Annotated in this window: 25 protein-coding genes and 1 other annotated feature; of the genes, 14 read left to right on the forward strand and 11 right to left on the reverse strand. The window is 57.7% G+C overall.

Annotated features, from left to right (window positions below; all coding sequences use genetic code 11):
• Nucleotides 1-234: 234 nt before the first annotated feature.
• The 3 genes from GKG36_RS03130 (at nt 235) to GKG36_RS03140 (ending at nt 3,458) form a co-directional block, all read left to right on the forward strand.
• Nucleotides 235-1,320, forward strand: coding sequence for an ABC transporter substrate-binding protein (locus GKG36_RS03130; protein ID WP_154259065.1), 1,086 nt, complete (start codon nt 235-237; stop codon nt 1,318-1,320).
• A 373-nt stretch (nt 1,321-1,693) separates the two neighbouring features.
• A complete protein-coding gene (locus GKG36_RS03135; RefSeq protein WP_154259067.1) occupies nt 1,694-2,638 on the forward strand; it encodes an ABC transporter permease in 945 nt (314 codons plus the stop codon).
• A gap of 7 nt (nt 2,639-2,645) precedes the next feature.
• Nucleotides 2,646-3,458, forward strand: a complete 813-nt coding sequence (locus GKG36_RS03140) for an ATP-binding cassette domain-containing protein (RefSeq protein WP_347563021.1) — start codon at nt 2,646-2,648, stop codon at nt 3,456-3,458.
• A 148-nt stretch (nt 3,459-3,606) separates the two neighbouring features.
• Here the strand turns inward: GKG36_RS03140 and GKG36_RS03145 are convergent, their stop codons facing one another.
• The 8 genes from GKG36_RS03145 to GKG36_RS03180 form a co-directional block, all read right to left on the reverse strand.
• Nucleotides 3,607-3,840 (reverse strand): hypothetical protein, encoded by a 234-nt coding sequence (locus GKG36_RS03145; RefSeq protein ID WP_005944505.1) that lies wholly within the window; start codon nt 3,838-3,840, stop codon nt 3,607-3,609.
• 88 nt (nt 3,841-3,928) lie between these two features.
• Entirely contained in the window at nt 3,929-4,744 is an 816-nt protein-coding gene (locus GKG36_RS03150; protein ID WP_154259071.1) for a TatD family hydrolase, read from the reverse strand.
• Nucleotides 4,741-5,703 (reverse strand): EamA family transporter, encoded by a 963-nt coding sequence (locus GKG36_RS03155; protein ID WP_154259073.1) that lies wholly within the window; start codon nt 5,701-5,703, stop codon nt 4,741-4,743. Before GKG36_RS03155 ends, GKG36_RS03150 begins: the two co-directional genes overlap by 4 nt.
• Nucleotides 5,704-5,709: 6 nt before the next feature.
• On the reverse strand, nt 5,710-7,707 hold the full coding sequence (gene metG, locus GKG36_RS03160) for a methionine--tRNA ligase (protein WP_154259075.1): 1,998 nt from the start codon (nt 7,705-7,707) through the stop codon (nt 5,710-5,712).
• A 69-nt stretch (nt 7,708-7,776) separates the two neighbouring features.
• Nucleotides 7,777-8,018 (reverse strand) — a binding site (T-box leader).
• Between the two features lie 45 nt (nt 8,019-8,063).
• Nucleotides 8,064-8,366, reverse strand: coding sequence for a Dabb family protein (locus GKG36_RS03165; RefSeq protein WP_097781569.1), 303 nt, complete (start codon nt 8,364-8,366; stop codon nt 8,064-8,066).
• A 76-nt stretch (nt 8,367-8,442) separates the two neighbouring features.
• Nucleotides 8,443-8,664 (reverse strand): hypothetical protein, encoded by a 222-nt coding sequence (locus tag GKG36_RS03170; protein WP_120081217.1) that lies wholly within the window; start codon nt 8,662-8,664, stop codon nt 8,443-8,445.
• 9 nt (nt 8,665-8,673) lie between these two features.
• Entirely contained in the window at nt 8,674-8,985 is a 312-nt protein-coding gene (locus tag GKG36_RS03175) for a hypothetical protein (RefSeq protein ID WP_154259077.1), read from the reverse strand.
• Between the two features lie 19 nt (nt 8,986-9,004).
• Nucleotides 9,005-9,322, reverse strand: a complete 318-nt coding sequence (locus GKG36_RS03180; RefSeq protein ID WP_154259080.1) for a hypothetical protein — start codon at nt 9,320-9,322, stop codon at nt 9,005-9,007.
• 1,163 nt (nt 9,323-10,485) lie between these two features.
• Between GKG36_RS03180 and GKG36_RS03185 the strand changes: the two genes are divergently transcribed.
• The 9 genes from GKG36_RS03185 (at nt 10,486) to GKG36_RS03225 (ending at nt 18,397) form a co-directional block, all read left to right on the forward strand.
• Entirely contained in the window at nt 10,486-10,950 is a 465-nt protein-coding gene (locus GKG36_RS03185; RefSeq protein ID WP_154259082.1) for a DUF2798 domain-containing protein, read from the forward strand.
• A 504-nt stretch (nt 10,951-11,454) separates the two neighbouring features.
• Nucleotides 11,455-12,138 (forward strand): F0F1 ATP synthase subunit A, encoded by a 684-nt coding sequence (locus tag GKG36_RS03190; protein WP_154259084.1) that lies wholly within the window; start codon nt 11,455-11,457, stop codon nt 12,136-12,138.
• A 39-nt stretch (nt 12,139-12,177) separates the two neighbouring features.
• A complete protein-coding gene (gene atpE / locus GKG36_RS03195; protein WP_005944490.1) occupies nt 12,178-12,405 on the forward strand; it encodes an ATP synthase F0 subunit C in 228 nt (75 codons plus the stop codon).
• A 15-nt stretch (nt 12,406-12,420) separates the two neighbouring features.
• Nucleotides 12,421-12,912: an ATP synthase F0 subunit B gene (locus tag GKG36_RS03200; RefSeq protein ID WP_005944489.1), complete on the forward strand. Its 492-nt coding sequence runs from the start codon at nt 12,421-12,423 to the stop codon at nt 12,910-12,912.
• Entirely contained in the window at nt 12,902-14,656 is a 1,755-nt protein-coding gene (gene atpA, locus GKG36_RS03205) for a F0F1 ATP synthase subunit alpha (protein ID WP_005944488.1), read from the forward strand. Before GKG36_RS03200 ends, atpA begins: the two co-directional genes overlap by 11 nt.
• Nucleotides 14,643-15,524 (forward strand): ATP synthase F1 subunit gamma, encoded by an 882-nt coding sequence (gene atpG, locus GKG36_RS03210; protein WP_097781573.1) that lies wholly within the window; start codon nt 14,643-14,645, stop codon nt 15,522-15,524. Before atpA ends, atpG begins: the two co-directional genes overlap by 14 nt.
• A gap of 33 nt (nt 15,525-15,557) precedes the next feature.
• Nucleotides 15,558-16,970: a F0F1 ATP synthase subunit beta gene (gene atpD, locus GKG36_RS03215; RefSeq protein ID WP_097775203.1), complete on the forward strand. Its 1,413-nt coding sequence runs from the start codon at nt 15,558-15,560 to the stop codon at nt 16,968-16,970.
• The gene (gene atpC / locus GKG36_RS03220; RefSeq protein ID WP_154259085.1) at nt 16,970-17,377 is read left to right on the forward strand and encodes an ATP synthase F1 subunit epsilon; all 408 of its coding nucleotides are present in this window, start codon (nt 16,970-16,972) and stop codon (nt 17,375-17,377) included. Before atpD ends, atpC begins: the two co-directional genes overlap by 1 nt.
• 171 nt (nt 17,378-17,548) lie before the next feature.
• Entirely contained in the window at nt 17,549-18,397 is an 849-nt protein-coding gene (locus GKG36_RS03225) for a sugar phosphate isomerase/epimerase family protein (protein WP_154259087.1), read from the forward strand.
• A gap of 161 nt (nt 18,398-18,558) precedes the next feature.
• Here GKG36_RS03225 and GKG36_RS03230 read toward each other — a convergent pair whose 3' ends face one another.
• Genes GKG36_RS03230 through GKG36_RS03240 form a run of 3 tightly spaced genes read right to left on the reverse strand, consistent with a single transcriptional unit; the run spans nt 18,559 to nt 20,424 of the window.
• The gene (locus GKG36_RS03230; RefSeq protein ID WP_154259089.1) at nt 18,559-19,359 is read right to left on the reverse strand and encodes a hypothetical protein; all 801 of its coding nucleotides are present in this window, start codon (nt 19,357-19,359) and stop codon (nt 18,559-18,561) included.
• Entirely contained in the window at nt 19,353-20,054 is a 702-nt protein-coding gene (locus GKG36_RS03235; RefSeq protein WP_097775205.1) for an ABC transporter ATP-binding protein, read from the reverse strand. The genes GKG36_RS03230 and GKG36_RS03235 overlap by 7 nt, the downstream gene beginning before the upstream one ends.
• Entirely contained in the window at nt 20,047-20,424 is a 378-nt protein-coding gene (locus GKG36_RS03240) for a GntR family transcriptional regulator (protein ID WP_005944480.1), read from the reverse strand. Before GKG36_RS03240 ends, GKG36_RS03235 begins: the two co-directional genes overlap by 8 nt.
• A gap of 261 nt (nt 20,425-20,685) precedes the next feature.
• Here GKG36_RS03240 and fucO point away from each other — a divergent pair, with 261 nt between their 5' ends.
• Nucleotides 20,686-21,834: a lactaldehyde reductase gene (gene fucO, locus GKG36_RS03245; RefSeq protein ID WP_154259091.1), complete on the forward strand. Its 1,149-nt coding sequence runs from the start codon at nt 20,686-20,688 to the stop codon at nt 21,832-21,834.
• A 236-nt stretch (nt 21,835-22,070) separates the two neighbouring features.
• The gene (locus GKG36_RS03250; RefSeq protein WP_154259093.1) at nt 22,071-23,378 is read left to right on the forward strand and encodes a putative ABC transporter permease; all 1,308 of its coding nucleotides are present in this window, start codon (nt 22,071-22,073) and stop codon (nt 23,376-23,378) included.
• Nucleotides 23,379-23,597 lie beyond the last annotated feature (219 nt).

The following is a 23,597-nucleotide window of genomic DNA, read 5'->3' on the forward strand; positions in this document are numbered from 1 at the left end:
AGTAGCTTTGGACGGAAGTCTCCGTTACAGGACAGGGGAGTGTTGGCTCTCCGTGAGAGGCTCTGCAGTTTGCAAAGCAGGGCAAGCAAGGTGGCACCGCAGAATCGAACTTTACCGATCCTGTCCTTGTGGATAACACACAGGGACAGGGTCGTTTTTATTTGTAAGACCCGTCCCGCAAGGGAAGCGGGTCTTTTACTTTTGCCGCCCGCTCCGGGAAAGGAGTTTACTATTATGAAAAACGTTACCATGATCTCCCGCCGCAGCTTCCTCAAGGCCGCTATGGCTGCTTCCGCCGTTTCTGCATTGGCATTCACCGGCTGCGGCGGCTCCGCTTCCAGCACCGTGGCTGCATCTTCCACTGCTTCTTCCGCAGCAGCCGAGGGCGGCCAGACCTTCAAGGTGGGCATCGTCAACTATGTGGATCATGCTTCCCTCAACCAGATCGTGGAATCTGTGGAGAGCCGTCTGGATGAGCTGGGGGCAGAGAAGGGCGTTACCTTCGACTACGCCGACTACTACGCAAATGCACAGGCTGACCAGTCCAACCTGAACCAGATTGGTGCCGACCTCGTAGGAGACGGCGTGGATGTGATCGTGGCTGTGGCTACCCCCACCGCCGCAACCATGCTGGCCGCTGTGGAGGATACCGATATCCCCGTTGTCTACTCTGCTGTCACCGACCCCGCCGCTGCAGGCTTTGACGGCGAGGAGAACATCACCGGCACCTCCGACGCACTGAACACCGAGGCCATCATGAACCTGATCACCGCTGTCAACCCGGATATTGACACCATCGGCCTGCTGTACGACCTGAGTCAGGATGCCTCCACCCAGGCCATTGCCGATGCCAAGACTTTCTGTGATGCCAACGGCATCAAGTACATTGAGAAGAACGGCACCACCACCGCTGAGGTGCAGATGGCGGCTGAGGCTCTGATCGCCGCCGGTGTCAAGGCCGTGTTTACCCCCACCGACAACACCGTGATGACCGCAGAGCTGTCCATCTACGAGACCTTTACCGAGGCAGGCGTGCAGCACTACACCGGTGCCGACAGCTTTGCACTGAACGGTGCGTTCGTAGGCTACGGCGTGGATTACGTCCAGCTGGGCGAAGCCACTGCCGATATGGTGGCAGAGCTGCTGTGCGAGGGCAAGACCACTGCAGACCTGCCCTACCAGACCTTTGATAACGGCATCGTCACCATCAACACCGAGACCTGCGAAGCGCTGGGCCTTGACCTCGACACCGTGAAGGAGGCCTTCAAGCCCTACTGCACCGAGATCGTGGAAGTAACCACCGCAGAGAACTTCTCTTAAAAAAGTACCCTCTCAGTCAAAACCTGACGGTTTTGCCAGCTCCCCCGAAAGGGGGAGCTTTTGGCGGCTTTAGGAAAAGTTTTCGATTCAATTGCAAAGTGTGCAGCTTTGCCAGAGGCTCTCCCTTTGGGAGAGCTGGCGCGTAAGCGCCTGAGAGGGCGAGGACGCCGCCCACAGCGCCGCGCTTTCGCAGAAAGCGGCGCTGCAAATGCCGTTTTCCGTCACGACCCTACTCGTGAAAAGGGGATTCAGAAAAGCCCGCAGGCTTTTCTGAATCCCGAATAAAAACCCAATTCCGCTGAATATGGCCAGAGCAAAAGCGGAGGCCATTTTAAATCGTCCAATCAAAAAGAAACATAAAAGGAGCACACACATGCTGGCGAGTATCTTTTCGCTCAACGTCCTACAGACGGCGCTGGAACTGGGCTGTATCTATGCCCTGGTGGCGCTGGCACTGTTCCTGAGCTATTCCATCCTGAACATCGCAGACCTTTCCACTGACGGCTGCTTCACGCTGGGCTGCGCCGTGGCCTGTCAGGTAGCACTGACCGGCCACCCCATTCTGGCCCTGTTCGCAGCCATGGCGGCAGGCGTGTGCTCCGGCTTTGTTACGGCTTTTCTGCAGACCCGCCTTGGCGTGGAGAGCATCATGGCAGGCATCATCGTCAACACCGGCCTTTACACCATCAATCTGGCCGTGATGGGCTTTTCCTCCACCATGTCGCTGGTCAAGACCGACACTGTTTTCTCGCTGGCAAAGGGCTCACTGAGCTTCCTTGGCGGCTGGTATAAGCTGGCCATCGCGCTGGCCATGATCCTGCTTGCCGGTGCGGCGATGCTGGGCTTTCTGGGCACCCGGCTGGGCCTGTCTATCCGCGCCACCGGTGACAACGCTGCTATGGTGCGTGCTTCCAGCATTAACCCGGCTTTCACCATTACGGTGGGCCTGTGCATTTCCGGCGCATTGTGCGCCCTCTCCGGCGGCCTGCTGGCACAGTATCAGAAGAGCTGCGATATCAATGTGGGCACCGGCATGGTGACCATCGCACTGGCTTCCCTCATCATCGGCGAGACTCTGCTTGGTAAGCGCACCATGCCGCGCCGGATCATCGGCGTGGTGTTCGGCAGCTGCCTGTACCGTTTTATCGTGGCTGTGGCCCTGCGCTTCAATGTGCCTGCCGCCGCCATGAAGCTGGTGTCTGCCATCATCGTGGCCATCGCCATTTCGATGCCGGCCATCAAGGAAAAAATCGCCTTTGAGCAGCGCAAGCATGGGGCATGCCGCCGCCGCGTGACTACCGGCAAGGAGGAAAAGTAAGATGGAAATGCTTCAGCTGAACGACCTGCACAAGACTTTCAACCCCGGCACGGTCAATGAAAAAGTGGCCCTGAACGGTGTCAGCCTGCACATGGAAGCCGGGGACTTTGCCACCATCGTGGGCTCCAACGGCGCGGGCAAATCCACCCTGTTCAACGCCATCACCGGCGGCTTCATCGCGGATGAGGGCAGCATCCTGCTGGGCGGACAGGATATCACCTTTGCGCCGGAGCACCAGCGCAGCAAGGTCATCGGCCACCTGTTTCAGGACCCGCTCAAGGGCACGGCACCCAACATGACCATTGAGGAAAACCTTGCACTGGCCTATCTGCGTGCCGGCACCGCGCCCCACGCCATCTTCTCCCGCATCTCCCGCAAGGACAAGGAAGTGTTCCGCGAAAAGCTGGCGCTGCTGGATATGGGCCTTGAAGCCCGCATGAAGCAGCCGGTGGGACTGCTTTCCGGCGGTCAGCGGCAGGCGCTGACCCTGCTCATGGCCACCCTCGTCACCCCCAAGCTGCTGCTGCTGGACGAGCACACCGCCGCACTGGACCCCGCCACCGCCGAAAAGGTACTGGAGCTGACCAAGAGCATCGTGGCTGAAAAGAAGATCACCTGCCTGATGGTCACCCACAACATGCATCAGGCACTGGAGCTGGGCAACCGCACCCTGATGATGGATTCCGGCCGCATCGTCTTTGACGTGAAGGGCGAGGAACGCAGCCGGATGACCGTGGACGACCTGCTTGAAAAGTTCCGCGAGAATGCCGGCAAGAATCTGGACAATGACCGCATCCTGCTGAGTAAAGTGGAAAAGTGACCCGGACAGGAAAGCACAGCCCCGACAGACCATGCAGTCTGCCGGGGCTGTATTTTTGCAGGAGCACACCGCAGGGAAAAAGCGGTTCCCCCTGAAACTGCAAATCCCCCCTGCGCAGATGCACAGAGGGGATTTTAAATATCAGAAATTACTGAACGTATTCGACCGTGTACTCGAAGCCGTACTCTTCCTGCAGCTTCTTCACCTCGGCCTCGCAGTCCTCGATGAAGGTGGGGGCGTAGACGGAAGCGCCGTTGTGGGCCTTTTTGTAGTCCTCAACGATCTGCTGCAGCTTTGCCCAGCCCTCGTTGGCCTTGTTCTGGTCGATGCTGTCGGGGAAGTTGATGATGAACTCGCGGTGCTTAGGAATACGTGCTTTCATGGTAGGTTCTCCTTATAACAGTTTGGATTTTGATTGTTGATTTATACAGAAGCACAGAGAAAAACCTGTGCAACTTGCGAAAAACGGATCACAGCCCGTATACCCGGCGGGCATTTTCGGCTGTGGTGCGGAACACCTCTTCGGCAGAGATGCCCCGCAGCTGGGCGATATACTCGCCCACATAGCGGATGAGGGAGCTGTCACAGCGGGTGCCGCGCACCGGCTCCGGTGCCATGTAGGGGCAGTCGGTCTCCAGCACGATGCTTTCCAGCGGCAGGGCACTGATGGCCTTTGCCGCCCGCTTGGCACCCTTGAAGGTACACGCCCCGCCAAAACCGATGAACAGTCCCTGCTTTGCCAGCCACACCGCGTCATCGGCACTGCCGGAATAGCAGTGGACGATGCCCTTGGGCTGGTATTTTTTGAGCAGGGCGTAAACGTCGGCGTGGGCGTTGCGGTCGTGCACGATGATGGGCTTGTCCAGCTCCAGCGCCAGCCGGATGTGTGCCTCAAACATGGCCAGCTGGGCATCCTTGGGCACAGGCCAGTGGTAGTCCAGCCCGCACTCACCCACAGCTACCACCTTGGGGTCCTCGTAATACAGGGCCAGAGCGCGCATCTCTGCGGCCCAGTCTCCGCCGTACACCGAGACCGTAGGAGCCGGGCCTTCCTCGCCGCAGTCGGCGGCGGGCAGCAGGCTTTCCGGGTGGATGCCAACAGCTGCCACCACCCACGGGTAGCGGTGCGCCAGCTCCAGCACTTTGGGTGCATCCCCGGAGTGGGTGGCCTGTTCACACACGCCCACCACGCCTTTACCGGGCAGGCTGTCCAGCAGGGGATAGCGGTCGGCGTCAAAGGCGCGGGCGCTGTAGTGCGCGTGGGTGTCAAAAATGGGGCCGGTCATTTGCCCTCCTTTTTGGCGGGGGCCTTGTTCACCAGCCAGATGCCAACACACACGAACACCAGCGCCGCCAGATACTGCCAGCGGAACAGGGGTTCGCCGTTGAGCACGGCGCTCAGCAGTACGTTGACCACCGGGTTCACGAAGCCAAAGATGGCAATGCGGCTGACCGGGTTGTTCTTCATCAGCAGAGCCCACAGCACATAGCCTGCCCCGCAGATGAAGGCCAGATACAGCATGACCACCATCGCCAGTGCGCTCTGCACATGGAGACTGCCGCCCAGCACAGTGCCCAGCACGAACAGTGCCAGACCGCCCACGAACAGGTTGATGAAGCAGACGGCAAAGCTGTCTGCTTTTTTGGTCACGGATTTGTTCCACGGGCCGGACAGGGTAAAGATGATGGTAGCGGCCATCATGCAGAACACGCCCCAGCCGCTGCCGCTGCCGTGGTTGCCCAGCGTGCCGATGAGCACGCCCGCAAAGCCGATGACACAGCCCAGCGTTTTGGCAGGAGTCATGCGGTCGGCATTGCCATAGATGAAGTGGGCAAAGATCACGCCCAGAAAGCTCTGGGTGCTGTTCAGGATGCCGCCAAAGGCACCCGTGAGCATAGCAACAGCGATGTAATAGAATGCGTACTGGGTCGTGGTCTGCCACAGGCCCAGAGCACAGCACTCCGCTGCCACTTTGCCGCGGGGAAACTTGGGCAGGCGGCTCTGCAGCAGAACACTGCCCAGAAGCACCAGAAAGCTGCCCAGCATGAACCGCACACCGGCAAAGCAGAAGATGGAGGCGGTGTTGCTGGTCTCAATGGAGAACAGCCGGTAGCCCAGCTTGATGAAGGGGAAGGCCGAGCCCCACAGCACATTGCAGAAAATGGCCAGCAGCACGGCGAACACCGGCGTGCCGAAGATCTTATCCAGCCATTCCGCGCGGGAAAGCGTTTTGTTTTCCTGCATGGCGGCTCAGTGGATGCGGCTGCCTACGGGGGTGTCGTCACCGTAGAAAGCGATGGAGCAGCCGCCGTCGGCGGTATCAGCAGCAAAGATCATGCCCTCGCTGACATACTTGCCCTTCATCATGGGGCGAGGTGCCAGATTACACACAATGCCGATCTTCTTACCGATCAGGTCTTCCGGCTTGAACCACTTTGCAATGCCGGAAAGGATGCAGCGCTCCCGCTCGCCGTCAAACACGGTCAGGTGCAGCAGCTTCTTGCTTTCCTTCAGGTTCTCGCAGGCGCGCACTTCGGCCACGCGCAGTTCCACCTTGCAGAAGGTGTCAAAGTCGATCTCTTCCTCGTGGGTAAAGTCCACGGTGCTCTCCTCGGCGGGGGCGGCAGCCTTCTTCTCAGCTTCAGCCTTGGCCTTGTTGGCAGCTTCGGCAGCGGCCTTGCGCTTCTCGTCCTCTTCCTTCAGGTGGGCAATTTCCTTTGCCACATCGATGCGGGGGAACAGTGCCTCGCCCTTGTGCACGGTGTAGGTCTCCTGTACGCCGTAGGTGGTCTTGGTCAGGTCCAGAGCAGACGCGTCCAGACCCAGCTGTTCCATCATCTTGGGTGCGGTGGTGGGCAGGTATGCGTTCAGCAGGATGCCGCACACGCGCAGTGCCTCGCACAGGTGGTACAGCACGCTCTCCAGACGGGCCTTGTTGGCCTCGTCCTTGGCCAGCGCCCAGGGAGCGGTCTCGTCGATGTACTTGTTGGCGCGCTGGATGACCGCAAAGATCTCCATCAGGGCCTGCGGGATGGTCAGGCTGTCCATGTCGGCCGTGACCTTGGCGGTCAGTTCGTTGACCATGGTCTCCAGCTCGGTGTCGATGGCTTCGGTACCGGCCACATTGTGCACGGTGCCGCCGAAGTACTTCTCGCACATGGCAACGGTGCGGCTGAGCAGGTTGCCCAAATCGTTCGCCAAATCGCTGTTGATGCGGGTGATCAGGGCTTCGTTGGTGAACATGCCATCGTTGCCGAAGGGAATCTCACGCAGCAGGAAGTAGCGGATGGCATCCACGCCGTAGCGGTCGCACAGGATCACAGGGTCCACCACATTGCCCACGGACTTGGACATCTTGCCGCCGTTCATCAGCAGCCAACCGTGGCCGAACACCCGCTTGGGCAGAGGCAGATCCAGAGCCATCAGCATGGCGGGCCACAGAATGGTGTGGAAACGCAGGATCTCCTTGCCCACCATGTGCAGGTCGGCAGGCCAGAACTTGTCGTAGTCGTGATATTTTTCGTTGCCGTAGCCCAGCGCGGAGATATAGTTGCTCAGGGCATCCACCCACACATACATGGTGTGCTTGGGGTCGAAGGGCACCGGGATGCCCCACTTGACCGAGGTACGGGACACGCAGGTATCCTGCAGGCCCTGCTTGATGAAGGCGATCATCTCGTTTTTGCGGCTCTCGGGCTGGATGAACTGGGGGTTCTCCTCGTAGAGCTTCAGCAGGCGGTCGGCATACTTGCTGGTCTTGAAGAAGTAGGCTTCCTCGTGTGCGTCGTACACTTCGCGGCCGCAGTCCGGGCACTTGCCGTCCACCAGCTGGCTGTCGGTCCAGAAGCTCTCGCAGGGCTTGCAGTAGTGGCCGATGTACTCGCCCTTGTAGATGTCGCCCTGCTCATACAGTTTGGTGAAAATTTTCTGGCAGGACTCCATATGGTAGTCGTCGGTGGTGCGGATGAAGCGGTCGTAGCTGACGTCCAGCAGCTTCCACAGATCCTTGACGGTGGCTACGATCTTGTCCACATACTCCTTGGGGGTCACACCGGCATCGGCAGCCTTGTCCTGGATCTTCTGGCCGTGCTCATCGGTGCCGGTCAGGAACATGACGTCATAGCCCTGCATCCGCTTGAAGCGTGCCAGTGCGTCGCAGGCGACAGTGGTATAGCTGTGGCCGATGTGCAGCTTGTCGCTGGGGTAGTAGATGGGAGTGGTGATGTAGAATGTCTTGTGCTCACTCATAGGTTGATACTCTTCCTTTCCTGATTTGGCGGGGGACGAAAAAAGCCCTCATCCTGCCGGACTGAGCCGGACAAGGACGAGAGCCTGAAACTTTCGTGGTACCACCTTGCTTCGCCGCACCCTTGCGGGCGCAGCCTTTTGCCGGGCCAAAAAGCACGGCGCAGCGCGGTAACGGGCGCACCCGTCGCAGGCTCAATTTTCACCTGCGCAGCTCCGAGACCATCTTCGGCATCGCGCGGCCTGCCCGGTTCCATCCTTCGGGCTTTCTGTCAGGCGCAGACGGTGCGTACTCTTCTCTTCACAGCCAATTTACATTGTTATGTCTATAATACGCAAAAACGGTGGGTTTGTCAACATTAAATCTCGTAATCCAGACAGAACCGTGCCTTGGTGTAGGGCCGCACCTTGCCGTCGGCCACAGCCACATGGGCGGGATGGACGGAGTAGCCCTTGAGGGCCTCGGCGCTTTCAAAGGTGGTGTCCAGCATCAGGTCGGCGGTGGAAGAGGGGAGACCGTTGATGTTGACATGCACTTCCACAAGGCCCGGGACCTTGCCTGCCAGACCTTCCAGACCCTCCTTGATGCCTGCCTTGACGGCGGCTTTTTCGGCATCGGACAGCTCGTCCTTCAGCTGCCACAGGATCACATGCTTGACCATAATAAAAAAACCTCCTGCGTTTTTTTCTCATTGTAACAGGGTGAGAAAAAATCCGCAAGAGGAAAGCTGCAAAGTATTATTGGGGTGCGAACAGCAGAACCACCAGAAGCACGGCACAGAGCACCGAAACTACGATGCCCTCCAGCCGGGTCAATTTGATGTACTCTTCCGTGGGCTCAGGTACCTGCGTGTACCGCCTGCGGGAGCGCAGGGCAATGGCATCTTCCGGATGCAGCGCCATAAAAATGCCGAACCCGATGCCGAAAAGTGCGGTTAAGATCGCACAGATGACTTCCATAGCAACCTCTCACTTTTTGTTTTTGTCGTCCCTGCTCAGAGTATAGCACAGATACGAGATCAGCAGGGCAGCGCACAACACGAGCGCTGCCACCATCAAAATGGAGTGCAGCGGCTCGACCCTGGGAAGAAAGGTGTTGACCAGATAGAGTGCACCGCAAAGGATCGAAGCAATGCCGTAAAATTTGCGGAAGTGCTTCTTTTCGTCCTCGGTGCTCCATCCGGTGCCGGTGCCATTGTACAGATCCCGGATGCCGCGGTACAAAAACAGCACACCCAGCGCGGCGTTCAGCCAATCCCAGTCCGAAAGATTCAAATTCATGGTGGCCCCTTTCCGGCTGTCAATCCGCACTATGGTTCCAGCTTTCGTAAGCGACAAGATAAAGAAGGTCTCCCACGATGGCGATGCCGAAGATGATACGGTAAATCAGCGATGTAACAGGTGTGAAGGCTAAGATCAGAAAGGCGATGCTGTTGAGCATGTAAAACACGCCGTTCTTTTTCTGCCAGAAGGCGCGGTACTCCGGGTCGCGGTGATACTGGTTGAACGGCAGATCGAGGAACGGGTCTTTGCCTTGAAGATCCCGAATGCCGGAGATGAACCAGATAACGGTCAGCACAAGGTTGAACAGAGTGGAAAACGAAACGAACGACTCCATGAAATGCACCTCCCATCTTTTTCCACAGTATACCACAGAAAAGTGCAAAAACAAAGGACGGTATTCAACCGCGCAGCGTAAAATTTGCACAAATCGGGCGTTGACTGTTGGTGAAAACAGCACAAAATAAAACCAGCCGGACGAGGCGGTTGCAAGCCCTCGTCCGGCTGGATACTTACTTCTTCGGAGTCATAAGCCTCTTCTCCTTGGGGTTCCTCATTTTCGGAGTAAACGTTTCATAGGGTGACTCTCCTTAGAAACTACTGGAAACTGAGAATCTATTTCAAGGGGACTGATTACTTAGTACATTGGATTGACCCTTCTCTTAACTGATGGAGTGCGGCACCGAGATTCTAAAGATGAATTTCATATTACCACATTCTTTCGAGTTAGATTCGCTAGGGGCAAACTACTTAGTACATTGGTAGAACTCCTTTTTTGCTATTCAAATAATGTTCTCCGTACAAAAGATACCTTCATAGGAATCATCTCCGGCGGATCTATTTGAATCGCTGGGGGTTAAGTTTATCGACAGGTTGTCGTGTAATCGCATTTTTGATGCTCAAGACTGGCTCATTTTTGTTGTGTTTTTATACGGGGGAAACATCCCGTTTGTGGTGAGCCTCTATTTTGCTTCTCAGCGAATCCCGACAGCCTGTCCCTGCTGTGCGGGTTCCATATCGACCATCGGTCTCGCTCCTTTCTGCTTCAAGTCAGCGGGATTAGCTCTCTCTTGAGCTTCTGCTGTACTTCTCTGGTTTCTGGCTTTATTATACATATTCCTGATTGATTTGTCTATTCGCAGAGTGCACAAGGATATAAATATAAAATTGTGCAGTTCTTGAAAAACAGCAGATAGAACGTGCAAAATGCTGCTTTCTGTGCGGTGTGCCCGGGCGATCGGGCCCTTTGGAGAGGAACTCTGTGCCCTGCAGGGAGGGCTGCCGAGGAAGTCAACAGCAAAGCTGCCCAGAAGTTCCGGGCCGTTTGTGGAGGATTTTGCGCAAAACGGGAGAAAGTGTCCACAGGGTATTATGCGTCAGATCGATTTGTGCTAAAATAGCGTCAATGAATGGTAGTCGCCGCCGCCCCCCGAGATGAAAGTTTCGCGGGGCGGCTTTTTTGCGGCAAAAATTTAGACACAAAAGAAACGGAGAATCAAAATGCCTAAAACTTTACCGGAACGTATCTTCTTTACCATTGTCATGGCTGCAATTATGGTCTATGGCATGATCGTTTACAATGTGGCGCTGAACACAGGCGGTGTCACCAATGCCACCTTTGTTATGGCTCTGCACGAGATGCCGATCATGGTTCCCATTGCCTGCGTGCTGGAATTTTTCGTGGTGGAGAAACTGGCCACCGGATTGGCGTTTATGTTCATGCGGCCCACAGATCGTCCGCAGTTCATCACCTATGCCATCTCGCTGATGATCGTGTGCATCATGTGCCCGGTGATGAGCCTGATCGCAACGGTGCTGTTTAAAGAACCCGGCTTTGGCACTTGGGCGCATACATGGGGCTGCAATATGCCCATGGCCCTGTGCTGGCAGCTGCTGTACTGCGGGCCGCTTGCCCGTGCCATCTTCCGGCTGGTGTTCCGCCGCGGCGCAAAACAGGCGGACTGACAGATTTTAGATATGCAGTTATAATAAATATGTATAGGAGCGGGTGTAATACCGGACGAGACGCCTATACGAATTTTATATATCGGGCATATAAAGTATGTACAATGGGGCATTTTTGATGGAAATATTCCCCGGAATGCCCTGAAAAAGCCATTGAAACCTAAGAATTGGCTAAGAAATTTGTGGAAAAAGTACATGTGAAGAACGTTTTATTGGACAAGATGCACAACTTTTTTTGTATATCAATGCAGTAGAACCACCTAAAATGTAGAATGTGCACAAAGCCACTTGCCAATTTTCGTCAATCGTACTATCATACACAACGAAAAAAGACGAAGTGACCCGTGCAGGAGGGAGGGTGTGACCGGACAGAGCCGAACACCTTCCTTACTTTTTTCACAAAGCTGCGCCTTTTCTTCGAGCGATAAGAAGGACGCTGCGCCGCCGGGGCGGTGCGGCGGTCTTACCCCCGGAACCCTATTCTTCAGGAAGGAGGAAAAACAATTGAATAATCTGACCAAAGCATTGATGGAAGAGCTGACCGTCGAATACGTCAAGGTCGGCCCGCTGCAGATCCCGGAATCCGTGGTCATCAGCTGGGTGATCCTGGCCATCGTCACCATCGGCTCGATCCTGCTTACCAGAAACCTGAAGGTGGACCATATCAGCAAGCGTCAGGCCGTGCTGGAAATGGCCTACCTCGCAGGCACTAATTTCTTTGAAGGTCTGCTGGGCGAAAAGGGCAGGCGCTATGTGCCTTACCTGATGACCGTGGCCATCTACATCGCCTTCAGCAACCTGATCGGCGTGTTCGGCGTCAAGCCCCCCACAAAGGATCTGGATGTGACCGCAGCGCTGGCGCTGATGAGCATCGTCCTGATCGAGGGTGCCGGCATCCGTGCACGCGGCGGCGTTGGCTTCCTCAAGAGTCTGTCTGCCCCCACTCCGGTCATGACCCCTATGAACATCCTCGAGATCGCCATCCGCCCCACCAGCCTGTGCATGCGACTGTTCGGCAATGTGCTGGGCGCATTCGTCATCATGGAGCTGATCAAGCTCGTGGTGCCCGTGTTCGTCCCGGCGGTGTTCAGCCTGTATTTTGACCTGTTCGACGGTCTGATCCAGACCTACGTGTTCGTGTTCCTGACTTCGCTGTTCATGAAAGAGACCATGGGCGGAGAAGACTGATCCATTGATATTTACTGAATTTAAAAGGAGATTATTACTATGAATGGTTTGATTGCTCTGGGCGCTGGCATTGCAGCGCTGACCGGCATTGGCGGCGGTATCGGCATCGGCATCGCAACGGGTAAGGCAACGGAGGCAATCTCCCGTCAGCCCGAGGCATCCGGCAAGATCCAGACCAACCTGCTGCTGGGCGCTGCTCTGGCAGAGGGTACTGCAATTTTCGGCTTCGTCGTTGCACTGCTGATCATCCTGTTCCTGGGTCAGTAACGGAGGCGCAGACGAATGCTGAAGTTGGATATTAACCTGCTGTGGACCGTCGTGAACGTCCTCGTCATGTATGCGGTGCTGCGCAAGTTCCTGTTCAAGCCTGTTCAGGACGTGATCGCAAAGCGCCAGCAGATGGTGGACGCAAACCTGGCCGATGCGGAGACCTCCAAGAAGGAAGCCGCAGAGACCATGAACGCCGCGCAGGAAAAACTGCGCAATGTGGACAATGAGGCCGCTGCCCGCCGCGAAGCCTACGAAAAGCAGGCTGAGGTCGAAAAGCAGCAGCTGCTGGCAGATGCCCGCAAGCAGGCGGACGCCATCGTGGCCGCCGGCAAGGCGAGCGCCGAGGCCGAACGCCAGAGCAAGCTGCGGGAAGCCGATGCCCAGACCACGGCACTGGCCCGTGCGATGTGCGAGAAGCTGCTGGCCCGCAATCTGACCGCCCAGGACGACGCACGTCTGCTGGACGATCTGCTGGAGAAAGCAGGTGCAGGCAATGGCAACTGAATTCAGTCGTGAATTTTTTGCGGACAACCGCATCGTCAAGGCCGAGCTGCGCAGCGCCCGCAAGCCCCGGGAAGAGGAGCTGAACCGGATCCGCGCCGAGGTACGCAAGCTGTATGATGCCACCGAGGTCATCCTGAACGTGACGGTGGACGAGAGCCTGCTGTCCGGCTATGTCCTGCAGGTGGGCGACCGTGTGTTCGATAACTCCGGCCGTCATCAGCTGGACAAGATGATGGAGGGCAAGCCCTCGCTGGCTACCCTCAAGACCCGCATTGAGGACTACAAGCCCGCCGAGACCTCTGCCGAGGGCGGTGTGGTCATCTCCTCTGCCGACGGCATCGTGCACGTCGAGGGCATGAACCGCGCCGTGTACGGCGAGATCGTCACCTTCGACAACGGTGCCAAGGGCATGGTGGAGAGCGTGGACCCCGAACAGCTGGGCATCATGCTGTTCGACGGAGCTGAGACCGTCGGTGTGGGCACCATGGTGACCCGCAGCGGCAAGCGTGCCGGCATCCCGGTGGGCGATGCCTTCCTGGGCCGTGTCATCAGCCCGCTGGGCGAGCCCATCGATGGCAAGGGCCCCATTGAAGCTGTGGGCTACAACCCCATCGAAAAGCAGGCCCCCGGCATTCTGGAGCGTCAGAGCGTGGATACCCCGCTCCACACCGGCATCCTCGCCATCGATTCCATGTTCCCCATCGGCCGCGGCCAGCGTGAGCTGATCATCGGCGACCGCCAGACCGGCAAGACCTCCATCGCCACGGACGCCATCCTGAACCAGAAAAACACCGGTGTGCTGTGCATTTATGTGGCCATCGGCCAGAAGGCTTCTTCCATTGCCCGCGTGGCAGGCGATCTGCAGAAGCACGGTGCCATGAGCTACACCACCATCGTGGCGGCTACTGCTTCGGATTCCGCTCCCCTGCAGTACATCGCACCCTATGCCGGTACCGCACTGGCCGAGTACTTCATGAGTCAGGGCAAGAGCGTGCTGATCGTTTACGACGATCTGTCCAAGCATGCAGTGGCCTACCGTGCCATTTCTCTGCTGCTGCGCCGCTCTCCGGGCCGTGAGGCTTACCCCGGCGACGTGTTCTATCTGCACTCCCGTCTGCTGGAGCGCTCCTGCCGGATGCGCGACGATCTGGGCGGCGGCTCCATCACCGCACTGCCTATCGTTGAGACGCAGGCAGGCGATGTTTCCGCCTACATCCCCACCAACGTCATTTCCATCACCGATGGTCAGATCTTCCTCGAGAGCGCCCTGTTCAATGCAGGCAACCGCCCGGCCGTCAATGTGGGTCTGTCGGTGTCCCGTGTGGGCGGCGCTGCCCAGACCAAGGCCATGAAGAAGGCCAACGCCAACCTGCGTATCGAGCTGGCACAGTACAAGGATATGGAGTCCTTTGCACAGTTCAGCTCGGATCTGGACGCGGAGACCCGCCGCCAGCTGGATCACGGCAAGGCTCTGATGGAAATGCTCAAGCAGCCGCTGTATCAGCCCAAGTCCGACGCCGAGCAGGTGGTCACGCTGGTGCTGGCTTCCCACGGCGTGCTGGACGAACTGCCCACTGCCGAGCTGCGCGCCAAAACTTCCGCATTTGTGCGTCAGTTCCGCGCGGATGTGTCCGGTACGATGGATAAGATCACCGCCACCGGCAAGCTGGAACCTGAAATGGTCGATGCCATCCTGAACGCCTGGAAAGCTTATGCGGGAGGCGACAGCCATGCCGTCCAGTAAGCTGCTGAAGGAGCGCATCGAGAGCATTCAGGACACCATGAAGATCACGAACGCCATGTACCTGATCTCCTCGTCCAAGCTACGCAAGGCACGTAAGAACTACCAGAATGTATCGCCCTACTTCAACCGTATGCGCGATACCATTTCCCGCGTGGTGCCCCACCTGCCGGAAGAGCCGGTGCATCCGTTCTTCCACGAGCGTAATATCGCAAACCCCAAGCGGGCCTACATCGTGCTGACGGCAGATAAGGGCATGGCAGGCGCTTACAACCAGAACATCATCAAGTTCCTCAAGGAAAATGCGGATGAGAACGACCGGTTCTATGTGATCGGCCAGACCGGCTACCGCGCCCTGTACCACAAGGATCCGCGGCTGGTGGAGGATTTCCACTACGGTGCCACGGAGCCTACGCTGCAGCGTGCCCGCGATATCACGATGGACGCCATCGATGATTTCAAGACCGGCAAGCTGGATGAGATCTATCTCATCTATACCCGCATCGAGAATGCACTGACCAGCGAGCCCACCATGGTGCGTCTGCTGCCGCTGGACCGCGCCCATCTGCAGCCTGCCCCCAAGGGTCTGGGCGATCCGAAGGGCGATGTGGAGATGTTCCCGTCTGCATGGACGGTGTTTGAACAGATCGCGCCCATTTATATGCACGGCATGATCTTTGGTGCCATGACCGAGAGCTTCTGCGCAGAGCAGAGCGCCCGCATGACCGCCATGGATTCCGCCACCAAGAACGCCAACGATATGATCCGGGAGCTGCAGCTGGAATACAACCGCACCCGTCAGGGCTCCATTACACAGGAGATCACCGAGATCATCGGCGGTGCGGCTGCCGTGCAGAACCGGGCGGAATAAAACGTATTTACAAATTAGTATAGAGGCAATCGTATGATACAGGGAACTATTATTCGCGTAGCCGGCCCTGTGGTGGACGTGCAGTTCACCGCAGGCAAGCTGCCTGCCCTGCAGGAAGCGCTTACCGTGACCGCCGAGGGCACCGAGCGCACGATGGAAGTGACACAGCATGTCAACGAGACCACTGTGCGCTGCATCATGCTTTCCGCCAGCGAGGGTCTGGGCAAGGGCATGACCGTGACCGCTACCGGCCACGGCCTGACCGCACCGGTGGGCGAAGCCACGCTGGGCCGCATGTTCGACCCGCTGGGCAGACCCATCGACGGCAAGGGCTCTGTGGATGATGTGCCGCATTGGCCCATCCACCGCAAGGCCCCCAGCTTTGCAGAGCAGAAGCCCGCGACCGAGATCCTGGAGACCGGCATCAAGGTCATCGACCTGCTGGCCCCCTATGCAAAGGGCGGCAAGATCGGTCTGTTCGGCGGTGCAGGCGTCGGCAAGACCGTGCTGATCCAGGAACTGATCCATAACGTGGCCACCGAGCACGGCGGCTACTCCATCTTCACCGGCGTCGGCGAGCGCTCCCGCGAGGGCTGCGACCTTTGGGGCGAGATGAACGAGTCCGGTGTTCTGAATAAGACCGCACTGGTCTTTGGTCAGATGAACGAGCCCCCAGGAGCACGTATGCGTGTTGCCGAGACCGGCCTGACCATGGCAGAGTACTTCCGTGAGGAGACCCACAAGGACGTGCTGCTGTTCATTGATAACATCTTCCGTTTCGTGCAGGCAGGCTCCGAGGTGTCCGCTCTGATGGGCCGTATGCCTTCTGCTGTGGGCTACCAGCCCACTCTGGCCAACGAGCTGGGCGCTCTGCAGGAGCGCATCACCTCCACCAAGGAAGGCTCCATCACCTCTGTGCAGGCCGTCTACGTCCCCGCCGACGACCTGACCGACCCGGCCCCCGCCACCACCTTTGCACATCTGGATGCCACTACCGTGCTGTCCCGTAAGATCGTGGAGCAGGGCATTTACCCGGCCGTGGACCCGCTGGCATCCACCTCCCGCATTCTGGAAGCGGATATCGTGGGCGAGGAGCACTATCGCGTGGCCCGCAAGGTGCAGTCCATTCTGCAGCGCTATCAGGAACTGCAGGACATCATCGCCATTCTGGGCATGGACGAGCTGGACGAGAACGACAAGCTCACCGTTGCCCGCGCCCGCAAGCTGCAGAAGTTCCTGTCCCAGCCCTTTGCTGTGGCCGAGAACTTTACCGGCCTGAAGGGCAAGTATGTGCCGCTGCAGGATACCGTGCGCGGCTTTGCCGCCATTGTGGACGGCGAGGCCGATGATCTGCCGGAGTGGGCTTTCTTCAACGTTGGTACGCTGGAAGATGCCCGCCAGAAGGCAGCGGAAAAGCTGGCTGAGGAAAAGGGCGGTGCCGTCTGATGAACAAGTTCATGCTGAACATCACTGCGTCCAGCGGTGAGTACTATCAGGGCGATTGCGAAGACCTTGTGCTGCCCATCAGCGATGGCGTGTACGGCATACAGGCCGGACACAGCCCGGTGCTGGTGGCCATCCACATGGGCATCCTGCACTTTGAGGTGAACGGTGAAAGCCAGGACATCCTGGTAGGCGATGGCATTGCCGAGGTGACGCCTGCCTACGTGATGGTGCTGGTGGACAGCGCCGAGCGTCCGGAGGATATCGACAAGAACCGTGCCGAGGCTGCCCGCATCCGTGCCGAGGAGCGTTTGCAGCATCAGCAGAGCATGCATGAATATTATCAGAGCAAGATCGCGCTCGACCGTGCGATGCAGCGCCTGCAGGCCGCTGCAAAGTACCGGCGCTGAGAATGAGCCGCATCTGCCAGGACCAGATCTGAAAAAAGAGCATCATTTGTATCCGGTGAGGGTGCAAAGTGATGCTCTTTTTTGTTTCAGGCTGTTCCATGGAACGCAGCTTTCGTGTATAATAAGGTCAATGCAACCCCGCGTGTTGTGCGGGAAAGGAGGAGGTTTTCCATGATCCAATTCGGCCTGCGTCTGCATGACGCGGAAAAGCTGCGCGTTGAACAGGTGCTGCCGCTGGTGCGCCAGAAAGGCTTTACCTGCGCCCATGTGGCTCTGAGCAAATCCTTCAAGGAGCTGCCCTGCACCCCCAGCGCCCTGACCCCCGGCTATGCGCTGTATCTGCGGCATCTGTTTGAGAAAAACGGCATCGACATTGCCGTGCTGGGCAACTACCTGAACCTTGCCCACCCGGATGCGGATGCCCTGCACGCCATTCAGGAAAAATACTATGCCCATATCCGCTTTGCAAGTCTTCTGGGCTGCGGCATGGTGGGCACCGAGACCGGTGCGCCCAACGCGGAGTACAAATTCTGTCCGGAGTGCCGCAGCGATGCCGCACTTTCCACCTTTATCAAGAACTTCAAGCCGGTGGTGCGCTGTGCCGAGCAGTACGGCGTGACCATTGCCATTGAGCCGGTGGTCAAGCACATCGTGTACGATGCCAGACGCGCCCGCACCGTGCTGGATGAGATCGGCAGCCCGAACCTGCAGATCCTGTTCGACCCCGTCAACCTGCTGAACATGGAAAATGTGGACCGCCGCGAGGAAGTGTTCGCCGAGGCCATCGAGCTTCTGGGCAAGGACATCGCCATGATCCACTTTAAGGATTTCCTGCGCAAGGATGCGGGCGGCCAGCTGGCTGCTACGGGTGCAGGGCAGGGAGGCATGGAGGACTACCGCACCATCCTGCGCTTTGCAAAGCAGGAAAAGCCCTATATCTTTGCAACGCTGGAGAATACCACCCCGGAAAACGCGGTGGAATGCCTGAACTACCTGAAAAAGCAGTACGACGAGTGCTGAACACTTTATAACAAGAAAAACATCTGCAAGCTTTGCCCGGAATGGGGCAGCTTGCAGATGTTTTTTGTATCAGATGAAGTTTATGGTTCAGCCTTTTACAAATTGCAATTAAGAAGTAGTTTCGCTGAAAATGCCCAGAACGAAAGCGGAGGACATTAAGATCATTCCAGATTCAGCTTATGCTCCATCAGCCAGCGGGTCAGCAGAAAGTATCCTGCGGCAAAGGCAATGCTGACCGCCAGCCCGAACAGGGTGGTGAACGCACTGGGCGCAGCGATGGAGATGTCCACGCCGCCAAGGGTGGGATCGGAAACAGCCTGCAGCATGTCGGCACTGCTGACACCGGAGCTCAGCCAGTTCTGCAGGAAGGACAGCAGGAAAAATGCCAGAATACCGGCCGGGACCATGTGCTTTTTGAACTGGTGGCCGATCATGCATGCGGCATAGATGCACAGGATGCTGGACACCAGTGCCACCAGCCCATTCAGCGTTTCAAAGATCAGCCAGAGCCACCCGGAGCTGCCGGTCATGCGGAAGATCTCCACCACTTTCTGCCACAGCTCCGGCAGCTGCTGCAGGGCCGCACTGTTCAGAGACAGAGCCAGCAGCATCACCGCAAAGGAGAAAATACCCACGATGCTGCTGCAAAGCATCCAAACCACGCTGGAGATCAGCTTGGAAAGGATGAGCTGGCTTTCCGTCACCGGCAGGGTGTGCATCAGGTAGCCTTCGCGGCCCAGCAGATTGCGGGTGAAGCGGGTGACAATGGTCATCACGGACACCACTGCCACCGCAACGGCTACGACCATGTAGGCGAACAGCAGCAGAGATGCAAAGTTGTCCTTGGAAGAGCTGCGCAGGGAAAAGCCGCTCAGCACTGCCAGCGCAACAAGGGCCAGATACAGCCCGCCGTAGGTGCGGCCGGTGGCCTTGAATTCATATTTTAACAGTTGTTTCAGCATTTGAATACCTCCCGGAAATATGCATCCACGCTCATGCCCTCGGTCTCGCGCAGCTCTTCGGCATTGCGGTGGGCGAACACCCGGCCATCCTTCAAAAAGACGGCTTCGTCCAGAATGGGCTCGATATCGCCGATGAGGTGGGTGGAAAGAATGACGGTCGCATCCCGGCTGTAGTTGTTCAGGATGGTGCTCAGGATGTAGTCCCGGGCGGCAGGGTCCACGCCGCCAATGGGCTCATCCAGCAGGTAGAGCTTTGCGGCGCGGCTCATGGCCAGGATCAGCTGCACCTTTTCCTTGCTGCCCTTGGAGAGGGTCTTGAGCCGTGCCTTCGGTTCCAGTTCCAGCCGGGCCAGCATTTCGTTTGCCTTAGCGGGGTCAAAATCGGCATAAAATTCGCGGAACATTTCCACCAGCTGCTCCACACGCATCCAGTCCGGCAGCCAGTCGGCGTCCGGCAGATAGGACACGATGGCTTTGGTGTCCGGCCCGGGGGTCATGCCGGCGATCCGGATGCTGCCTGCACTGGGCTGCAGCAGACCGTTCGCCAGCTTGATGAGGGTGGTCTTGCCGCTGCCGTTGGGGCCAAGCAGCCCCACGATGCGGCCAAAGCCGATGTGCAGGTCTACATTTTCCAGTGCGGTCTTATCCTTCTGGTAGCACTTGGTCAGTGCTTCACAGCTCAAAAGTTCATTCATTGCGGTCCTCCTTTGCGTCCCAGTGTTCCAAAAGCGCGGCTGCCTGTGCGGGACTGTAGCCGATGCCGCGCATCTTTTCCAGAAAATCCGACGCCAGCGTCCGGGCGGTGTCGGCGCGAAGCTGTTCGATCAATGCAGTATCCTCCGTAACATAGCGGCCTGCAGTGCGTTCGGTGCGCACCAGCCCTTCCGTCTCCAGCTGGGCAAGGGCCCGCTGCATCGTGTTTGGGTTCACCCCGGCGGCTGCGGCCAGATCACGCACCGAATCCAGATGCCCGCCCGGCGGGTAGGTGCCGGCCAGGATCCGGGCCTTCAGCCGTTCCACAAGCTGGGCATAGATCGGGCGGCTGGCATCAAACTGTTCGCCCATGGTATCATCTCCTTGTCTTGCTGTATTAAGCGCTTGATACAATAATACACGATTTGCTCTGTTTGTCAAGGGAAAAAAGAAAAAACACCATAAAACTGCGGGAAATTGGAAAAAAGTACCCATAAAACACTGCACATAGATGAAAATTTACAATAAATTCAAACAATTTCACATTGCAAAGCTTTTGACAATGTGCTATGCTGAAAAACAGAGAGCTCCGCCCGGAAAGCGGCGGAAAAGAGATTTGGAGGAAAAATAACTATGGCTGACCGCATCGTTCTGAATACCATCTCCTACCATGGCCACGGTGCCATTGAGAACATCGTTCCCGAACTGACCGCCCGCGGCTACAAGAAGGCATTCGTCTGCTCCGACCCCGACCTGATCAAGTTCGGCGTCACCAAGAAGGTCACCGATCTGCTGGAAGCTGCAAACTTTGCCTATGCTGTTTACAGCGAGATCAAGCCCAACCCCACCATCGCCAACGTGCAGGACGGCGTGGCCGCTTTCAAGGCTGCTGAGGCTGACTGCATCGTGACCATCGGCGGCGGCTCCTCCATGGATACCGCAAAGGCCATCGGCATCATCATCAACAACCCCGAGTTTGCGGATGTTCGCTCTCTGGAAGGTGTTGCTCCCACCAAGAAGCACGCGGTGTTCACCATCGCTGTTCCCACCACTGCCGGCACTGCTGCTGAGGTCACCATCAATTACGTCATCACCGATGTGGAGAAGAAGCGCAAGTTCGTCTGCGTGGATACCAACGATATCCCCGAGATCGCCGTGGTCGATCCCGATATGATGTCCTCCATGCCCAAGGGCTTGACCGCCGCCACCGGCATGGACGCTCTGACCCACGCTATCGAGGGCTACATCACCAAGGGTCACTGCGTCATCTCCGATATGTTCCATCTGGAAGCCATCAAGCTCATCAGCCAGAGCCTGCGCGGCGCAGTGCAGAACACCCCGGAAGGCCGCGAGGGCATGGCTCTGGGCCAGTACATCGCCGGCATGGGCTTCTCCAATGTGGGTCTGGGCATCGTCCACTCCATGGCACACGGCCTGTCCGCTCTGTATGACACCCCGCACGGTGTGGCCTGCGCCATCCTGCTGCCGGTGGGTCTGGAGTACAACAAGAGCGTTGCCGGTGAGCGCTACCGCGCCGTGGGCAAGGCCATGGGCGTTGTGGGCATCGATGAGATGAACGATGTGGAAGCCGCCGATGCAACCATCGCCGCCGTCAAGCAGCTGAGCGCAGACGTGGGCATCCCCACAAATCTGCACGGCATCCTGAAGGAAGAGGATATCCAGTTCCTCGCCGAGTCCGCATTTGCAGACGCCTGCCGTCCCGGCAATCCCCGCGACACCAGCGTGGAAGAGATCGTGGAGCTGTATAAGAGCCAGCTGTGATTCCGCTCTGTAAATTCAAGCTGTAATTTTGGGCCCTGCTGTCCTTCGGGATGGCAGGGCCTTTTTCTAAGATGTATCTGAAAACAAAGCAACAGACCGGATCTTCGTCTTTTCAGAGATGCCCGGAGAGCCTGCCGCGTCGCAGAGTGACAAAATTTCTGCACGGCTCTTGTACACAGCGCCCAAAACGGGTACAATCAATGCAGTAAGAAAAAACTGGAAGCGAAAGGAACCTTATGACGCTGAACTTCTATACTCTGAGTGTTATTTATCTTGTATATTCCTTTCTGGGCTGGGTGGCTGAGACGGTAGTCGCGACCATCCGGGGCGGAAGGTTTGCCAACCGCGGTGCGGCGGCAGGCCCGTTCTGCTTTATCTACGGTACCACCGGCGTGCTGCTGGCCGTGAGTTTCGGCGACCTGCGCACCGAGCCGGTCTACCTGTTCTTTGCCTGTATGATGGCGGCAACGGTGATGGAATGGATCACCGCCAAGCTGTTGGAACGCCTGCACCGCCGCAAGTGGTGGGACTATTCCGGCAAAAAATTCAATCTGAACGGCTATGTGTGCCTGCAGTATTCGCTGCTGTGGGGTGCACTGGGCACGGCAAGTGTGCTGTGGGGCAATAATGTGCTGCTGCGGCTGTGTGCGCATATCCCGGTCTGGCTGCTGCGTCCGGCAGTATGGGTCTCGCTGACGGTGGCGGTGCTGGACCAGATCGGTTCGGCGGTGCTGGTGCAGCAGTATGCGGCCCGGCACCCGATGCTGGAGCAACTCAACCAGAGACTGGGGGAGCGGTCAGATACGCTGCGCCGCAGGATCGCGCTTTACATTGAAAAACGCATCCAGTATGCTTACCCGGCTGCGGCCCGGCAGGAGCAGACTGCGCTCCGGAAGGGGGAAAAGAACTTCCTCAGCGTGTCCGACCTGCTGTGGCTGTTCGTGATCGGCGCGTTTCTGGGCGACATGGTGGAGACGGTGTTCTGCCGCGTGACCGCCGGGGTCTGGATGAGCCGCTCCAGTCTGGTCTGGGGGCCGTTCAGCGTGGTGTGGGGTCTGGCGCTGGTGCTGGCAACGGTGCTGCTGCGTCAGGAAAAGGACCGGAGCGACCGCTATCTGTTCGCCTTCGGCACCGTCATGGGCGGTGTGTACGAATACGTATGCAGCGCCGTCACCGAGCTGCTGTTCGGCACCGTGTTCTGGGACTACAGCAAGTTCAAGTTCAATCTGGGCGGGCGCATCAACCTGCTGTACTGCTTTTTCTGGGGCATTGCGGCGGTGGTATGGATGCGCTACGGCTATCCGCTGGTGCTCAGAGGCATGAAGAAGGTGCGCAGCCGCGTCCGCCCATGGATGACCGTCCTGCTGGCGGTGTTCATGGCGGTGAACATGCTCACCAGTGCGCTGGCGCTGGCCCGGTACGATGCCCGCACCAGCGGTGAAGCGCCCAAAAGCAGCATCGATATGCTGCTGGATGCGCATTTTGATGATGCCCGCATGGAGCGTATTTATCCCAACGCGAAGAAAGTGACCAAGGCCGGATGAAATTTCAACGCTCCTCTTGCACTTTGGTGCAAAAACCGGTATAATGTTTTTCGGATAAAAGGGAGTAAAGGGCGCTCGTTTTGCAAAAACGGTGCGCTGTGGCGCAGCGACATCCCGGCAGAAATGCCCGCTGTGTCACCGGAAGCTTGAGACTTTTATTACACTTTCCCGTTTTTGGGCAGGATGTAATAAAGGCCTCTTTTTTATTGCTGCTCTGCC

Source organism: Faecalibacterium sp. BIOML-A1 (genome assembly GCF_009679715.1).
Classification (GTDB): domain Bacteria; phylum Bacillota; class Clostridia; order Oscillospirales; family Ruminococcaceae; genus Faecalibacterium; species Faecalibacterium taiwanense.

Bases quoted from the DNA above. Each gene is read 5' to 3' on its own strand.
- GKG36_RS03130 (WP_154259065.1), top strand. From the start codon at position 235: ATGAAAAACGTTACCATGATCTCCCGCCGCAGCTTCCTCAAGGCCGCT.
- GKG36_RS03135 (WP_154259067.1), top strand. From the start codon at position 1,694: ATGCTGGCGAGTATCTTTTCGCTCAACGTCCTACAGACGGCGCTGGAA.
- GKG36_RS03140 (WP_347563021.1), top strand. From the start codon at position 2,646: ATGCTTCAGCTGAACGACCTGCACAAGACTTTCAACCCCGGCACGGTC.
- GKG36_RS03145 (WP_005944505.1), bottom strand. From the start codon at position 3,840: ATGAAAGCACGTATTCCTAAGCACCGCGAGTTCATCATCAACTTCCCC.
- GKG36_RS03150 (WP_154259071.1), bottom strand. From the start codon at position 4,744: ATGACCGGCCCCATTTTTGACACCCACGCGCACTACAGCGCCCGCGCC.
- GKG36_RS03155 (WP_154259073.1), bottom strand. From the start codon at position 5,703: ATGCAGGAAAACAAAACGCTTTCCCGCGCGGAATGGCTGGATAAGATC.
- metG (WP_154259075.1), bottom strand. From the start codon at position 7,707: ATGAGTGAGCACAAGACATTCTACATCACCACTCCCATCTACTACCCC.
- GKG36_RS03165 (WP_097781569.1), bottom strand. From the start codon at position 8,366: ATGGTCAAGCATGTGATCCTGTGGCAGCTGAAGGACGAGCTGTCCGAT.
- GKG36_RS03170 (WP_120081217.1), bottom strand. From the start codon at position 8,664: ATGGAAGTCATCTGTGCGATCTTAACCGCACTTTTCGGCATCGGGTTC.
- GKG36_RS03175 (WP_154259077.1), bottom strand. From the start codon at position 8,985: ATGAATTTGAATCTTTCGGACTGGGATTGGCTGAACGCCGCGCTGGGT.
- GKG36_RS03180 (WP_154259080.1), bottom strand. From the start codon at position 9,322: ATGGAGTCGTTCGTTTCGTTTTCCACTCTGTTCAACCTTGTGCTGACC.
- GKG36_RS03185 (WP_154259082.1), top strand. From the start codon at position 10,486: ATGCCTAAAACTTTACCGGAACGTATCTTCTTTACCATTGTCATGGCT.
- atpE (WP_005944490.1), top strand. From the start codon at position 12,178: ATGAATGGTTTGATTGCTCTGGGCGCTGGCATTGCAGCGCTGACCGGC.
- GKG36_RS03200 (WP_005944489.1), top strand. From the start codon at position 12,421: ATGCTGAAGTTGGATATTAACCTGCTGTGGACCGTCGTGAACGTCCTC.
- atpA (WP_005944488.1), top strand. From the start codon at position 12,902: ATGGCAACTGAATTCAGTCGTGAATTTTTTGCGGACAACCGCATCGTC.
- atpG (WP_097781573.1), top strand. From the start codon at position 14,643: ATGCCGTCCAGTAAGCTGCTGAAGGAGCGCATCGAGAGCATTCAGGAC.
- atpD (WP_097775203.1), top strand. From the start codon at position 15,558: ATGATACAGGGAACTATTATTCGCGTAGCCGGCCCTGTGGTGGACGTG.
- atpC (WP_154259085.1), top strand. From the start codon at position 16,970: ATGAACAAGTTCATGCTGAACATCACTGCGTCCAGCGGTGAGTACTAT.
- GKG36_RS03225 (WP_154259087.1), top strand. From the start codon at position 17,549: ATGATCCAATTCGGCCTGCGTCTGCATGACGCGGAAAAGCTGCGCGTT.
- GKG36_RS03230 (WP_154259089.1), bottom strand. From the start codon at position 19,359: ATGCTGAAACAACTGTTAAAATATGAATTCAAGGCCACCGGCCGCACC.
- GKG36_RS03235 (WP_097775205.1), bottom strand. From the start codon at position 20,054: ATGAATGAACTTTTGAGCTGTGAAGCACTGACCAAGTGCTACCAGAAG.
- GKG36_RS03240 (WP_005944480.1), bottom strand. From the start codon at position 20,424: ATGGGCGAACAGTTTGATGCCAGCCGCCCGATCTATGCCCAGCTTGTG.
- fucO (WP_154259091.1), top strand. From the start codon at position 20,686: ATGGCTGACCGCATCGTTCTGAATACCATCTCCTACCATGGCCACGGT.
- GKG36_RS03250 (WP_154259093.1), top strand. From the start codon at position 22,071: ATGACGCTGAACTTCTATACTCTGAGTGTTATTTATCTTGTATATTCC.